Annotated in this window: 4 protein-coding genes and 1 pseudogene; all 5 read right to left on the reverse strand. The window is 33.4% G+C overall.

The window, feature by feature from the left end; all coding sequences use genetic code 11:
• A partial coding sequence (locus tag Q7P22_RS06215; protein WP_303862028.1) for a penicillin-binding protein 2 occupies positions 1 to 1175 on the reverse strand: 1175 nt, incomplete at its 3' end.
• The gene (locus Q7P22_RS06220; protein ID WP_113920400.1) at positions 1172 to 2488 is read right to left on the reverse strand and encodes an FtsW/RodA/SpoVE family cell cycle protein; all 1317 of its coding nucleotides are present in this window, start codon (positions 2486 to 2488) and stop codon (positions 1172 to 1174) included. The genes Q7P22_RS06215 and Q7P22_RS06220, both read right to left, overlap by 4 nt.
• Positions 2485 to 2991 carry an FHA domain-containing protein gene (locus tag Q7P22_RS06225; RefSeq protein WP_113920401.1) on the reverse strand — a complete coding sequence of 169 codons (507 nt, stop codon included), beginning with the start codon at positions 2989 to 2991 and terminating at the stop codon, positions 2485 to 2487. The genes Q7P22_RS06220 and Q7P22_RS06225 overlap by 4 nt, the downstream gene beginning before the upstream one ends.
• A 378-nt stretch (positions 2992 to 3369) precedes the next feature.
• The gene (locus Q7P22_RS06230; protein WP_113920402.1) at positions 3370 to 3924 is read right to left on the reverse strand and encodes a SpoIIIAH-like family protein; all 555 of its coding nucleotides are present in this window, start codon (positions 3922 to 3924) and stop codon (positions 3370 to 3372) included.
• A gap of 43 nt (positions 3925 to 3967) precedes the next feature.
• Positions 3968 to 4389: pseudogene (locus Q7P22_RS06235) on the reverse strand (stage III sporulation protein AG); the annotation flags it as partial.

The following is a 4389-nucleotide window of genomic DNA, read 5'->3' on the forward strand; positions in this document are numbered from 1 at the left end:
TTATTGACCACACTTTTCATCATAGAGGTCACTTTATTGGCTGTTTTCGCGGACATAACTGTAGATAATTCTTGTGGTTTTCCTTCTGTTCCTGTAAAACCTGTGATATTTTTTACTAAAATAGGTTTCATCATAATCCCATCATTGGCTATGGTAGAAACCATCATGGCCATGTGCAGAGGTGTGACTAAGAGTTCTCCTTGACCATAAGCAGTTACTGCTTGTTCACTTTTATTTAGCTTTTTACTAGGAAAATAACTCTTCTTTAGAGAAATCTCAAAATCAATAGATTGATTGAATAATAACTTTTCTGATAATCTTCTCAAATCTCCGTCGCCTAAAGCTACGCCTAATTCTGCAAAAGCTACATTGCTTGAGTAAGTGAGGGCTTCCTCTAAATTAATATTTCCATAGGCTTTTGCACCATAATTTTTAATCTCTTTTCCACCTATAGTAGTAACCCCTTTATCTTCAAAAGTAGTATCCCCTAGCCCGTTTTCAATGGCTGCGCTAGCTACAACCGTTTTAAAGGTTGACCCTGGCGGATATAGACCTTGAGTTGCTCTAGGTAGTAAAGGAGTATTTTCAGATTCTACAATAGAAGTCCAATTTTTTTCTAAAGTTGCGCTATTAGGATTGTAGTCTGGCTTGCTTACCATAGCTAGGATTTCTCCTGTTTTAGGGTTCATAACTACAATGGCTCCTTTATTTTCACCTAATAATTCTTGTCCTAAGGACTGCAATTCATGATCAATAGTCAAGTACAGATTATTTCCCTTGGAAGTCTGCCCCGTAATTTGATTTTTCAAATCGATAACGGGTCTTAATTCATTGATATTTAATAAATACTTATTGTAAGACGCCTCCAATAAAGCTTTTCCATAAGTCTTGGAGCTATAACCAATAATATGGCTGTACGTATTTTCATATGGGTAAATTCGCTTCTGTTCTGCTTCTTCTCCTTCTCTTTCGGAATAAGCAATAATTGTTCCATTTCGATCGTAAATATTTCCCCTTAAAACTGCATCTTCATATTCGCTTAACCTTTGATTGTAGCTATTAGATACAATTTGATCTTTTGTGAAAATTTCAAAATAGGTTAAATAAGCTATTAGGGAAAAGAATAGTACGCTTATGGCAATTAAAGATAAGATAATCCTCTTATTGGTATTCATACTCCGCCTCCCTCGATGTCCTTAGAAATACCCTGTAATATGCCTAATGCGATAAAGCTCGTAGTTAAGGAACTTCCTCCGTAACTAATAAAGGGTAAAGTAATTCCTGTTAAGGGAATGAGTTTGATAACGCCACCTATAATAATGAAAGTCTGAAAAGCAAATATTAAGGTAATCCCTAATGCAATAGCTTTATAGAATGTATTTTCAACAGTTAAAGCAATCTTAAATCCCCTATATACTAAAATATAGTAGAGCATAATGACCCCAACGCCACCTAAAATGCCCATTTCTTCACAAATAGCCGAAAAGATAAAATCTGTTTCTACCTCTGGAATATATCTGGGGCTACCGAGGCCTAAACCTCTACCAAAATAATCACCAGAGCCTATCGCAAAGAGGGATTGAGTAACTTGATAGCCCTTTCCAGCAATGTCTTCCCAAGGATTAAGCCACACATCAATTCGAACTTGAATGTGATTAACGAAAAGTACTCCTAAAAGGCCTCCAATAAAGGCAAGAGCAATATTTCCCAAAATCACCTTCCAATCATTTTCAAAGACAAACAAGAGCACAATGTGAATTAAAAAGAGTAAAACAGCTCCACCCCACTCTCTTTGCAATACAAAGAACACTAAAAAGACATAAGATACAATAGACAGCATAATATTATTAGGTATTTTAATGTCCCTCTCTTTAATTGTAAAGTTAGGCATTTTAATGTTTTTTTCTTTAATTGTAAAATCGGGCACTTTAATATCTCTTTCTTTAATTGAAAAGCTAGGCACTTCAAGAACATCCGGTTTTGCATAATAACAGGCTAAAAAGAAGACAAAGATAATCTTAATATATTCTGAAGGTTGAACGGAAAATCTTCCAATTCGAATCCAGTTTGTAGCACCACTTATATTTCTTCCAAATAGTAAAGTTAAAAGAAACAAAGCAATAGCTAAACCTATATAGAAGTAGGTGAGTTTGTTCCAAAACTTAATATTAGTAAAGACAAAATAAGTCAGCAAGAAGAGGATAATCCCTCCTGCAAACCAAATAATTTGTTTTGTCCCTAGCTCCGGGTCTAGGCGAAAAATCATAATCAGACCAATGCTACTTAACATAGCAACAATTAAAAATAAGTATAGATCCCCCCATTTTTTCCATCGTAGGAGAAAGTAGACAAAATAAATCATGGCAATCATAATAAGACAAGTAAGCAATACAGTCTTGCTTGGATTTCTTAAAAATAATAGTCCAAAGGCCAGAAGATTGAGAAAAACAATAAAGTAAATGGGTCTATAGCGGTTAAAAATCATCATTCTTCTTCATCCTCATATTCCGTTTCATCCACAAAAATAAAATCCAACTGGCCTAAGTGAATCTTATCTCCGTCTTGTAGTAAAACAGGTTCATCTCCAAGCTTTTCATCATTGACCAAAGTCCCATTGGTGCTGTCTAAATCTTGCACAAAACATTGATCCCCTTCAAAAGTAAAAGAGACGTGTTTCTTAGAGAGAAATGGATCTTGAATGGTAATTTCATTTTTATTGGACCGACCTATGGTTTTATTCCTATCTAAATCGTAAGTATCAAATGTTTTAAAGTTTAATTTTTCTCTTCGATTCATTAATTTTAAATAAGGCACCTTTTCATCTTCATTTCTACGATACCCTTTCATATAACTAATATCCAAATAAATCATGCGAATAATAGAAAAAATAAAAAGATAGATAATGATGACAAAAAGATATTTAAACACAGTAGCGATAATTTGATAAGTGTCTCCTAAAAAATCATATATTCTGAGCAGTATTTCGTACATATAATTTACTACCTCTTCTTTAAATTATTTACTTACCATTATATTACAAGCCTTGAAGGGATACAACTTTTAAGTTGTAAGATATCCGTTCTATGCCCTATGTAAAAGCATTTGGGATGACTATCTTGGTTTTAAGTTCATATTAAGTTCTATGTTCTAAGTTCTATGTTCTAAGTGTTAAAGCGATCTTCGGTGACATAAGTGTATATTAATAAAACAGATTCTTACATTTTTATTAAATAAAAATAAAGTCAAAGTATCTCCCTATTATTAGAAGGTACTTCGACTTTAAAATTGTTTATTCTGGCCACAAAATCTATATTTTCTACGTGACCTGCGGTGACTTAGGTGTTTTTAAATAGAAGCTACACCACATAACTATTTCGCGCTTGAAGTATTTGTTGCAATAGAGATCTTGTCGATAGTTACTGAAGTTTCCTTGTTTACGATATTTTGTATTTGTGCTGCTTGTGCTGTTGTCAATTGTTCTGCATCTACTACTACATTTACATATCCATCATGAATAAATACGATTGCATCGTTAAAGCCTTTTGAACGAATTAGATTTTCGATGACCATCTCTTGTTCACTTATTTTCACTAAACTAATCGCTTCTTGTTGTGCTAGATTTTTTGTCTCTTTATCTCCATCTTCTGATTTTGATATTTCTTCTAACATTGCAACATGTTGACTTCTACTTTGATCTCTCTCGATTTTGTAATCAACAAAGAATTCATCCGTCACAGCCATATTTCCAGTCATGATTTCATTTTCTGTCTCACTACTAACTAATTCTGCATTAATAGGTGCTTCTTCTGTGTTTACCTGGGCAGTGTCCGTATCCTTTTTAAAGAACATTTGGAAGTTAAGGTATCCTACAAAAACTAAAACTACTACCAAACCTAAAACCATTAAATTCTTGCTTCTTTTCAATTGAATAACCCCCTTGATTATTTTTAAATTTGTCTTATATATATTATTTCTTTCTTGAGTAAATCATAACTTTATGAGAAGGCAAATCAAGTACATTTTCCACACATTTTAAAAGATTGTATTTTATATCTGGATTAGAAGCACCGTCCGCCACTACGATGACTCCTTTTATACTTGGATAATTCTCAGTGATAATTAAGGGTTCATTAGAACCATTTTTATTGACCATAATTGCATTTAGATTTTTTTGACTTTCTTCAATAACTCTTTCACCTCCCTGATTGTCATTTTCAGTTGTGGTATTATTGGATTCTTGAGTGTTATAGGCAATTTCTTTTCTTTCTAGGCTTTCAAAGGTAATCATCACATCAATATTTCCTACACCCTCTATCTGCCCTAGAATACCCTTTAAGTCCTTTTGAATAGAAGACTGGTAATCGGATAAAGGTTGTGAGCTTGTGGTTT

The organism is Alkalibaculum bacchi (assembly GCF_937875145.1).
Classification (GTDB): Bacteria; Bacillota; Clostridia; order Eubacteriales; family Alkalibacteraceae; genus Alkalibaculum; species Alkalibaculum bacchi_A.

Excerpts from the sequence above, each read along its gene's own strand:
- Q7P22_RS06220 (WP_113920400.1), bottom strand. The coding sequence starts at position 2,488 with ATGATGATTTTTAACCGCTATAGACCCATTTACTTTATTGTTTTTCTC.
- Q7P22_RS06225 (WP_113920401.1), bottom strand. The coding sequence starts at position 2,991 with ATGTACGAAATACTGCTCAGAATATATGATTTTTTAGGAGACACTTAT.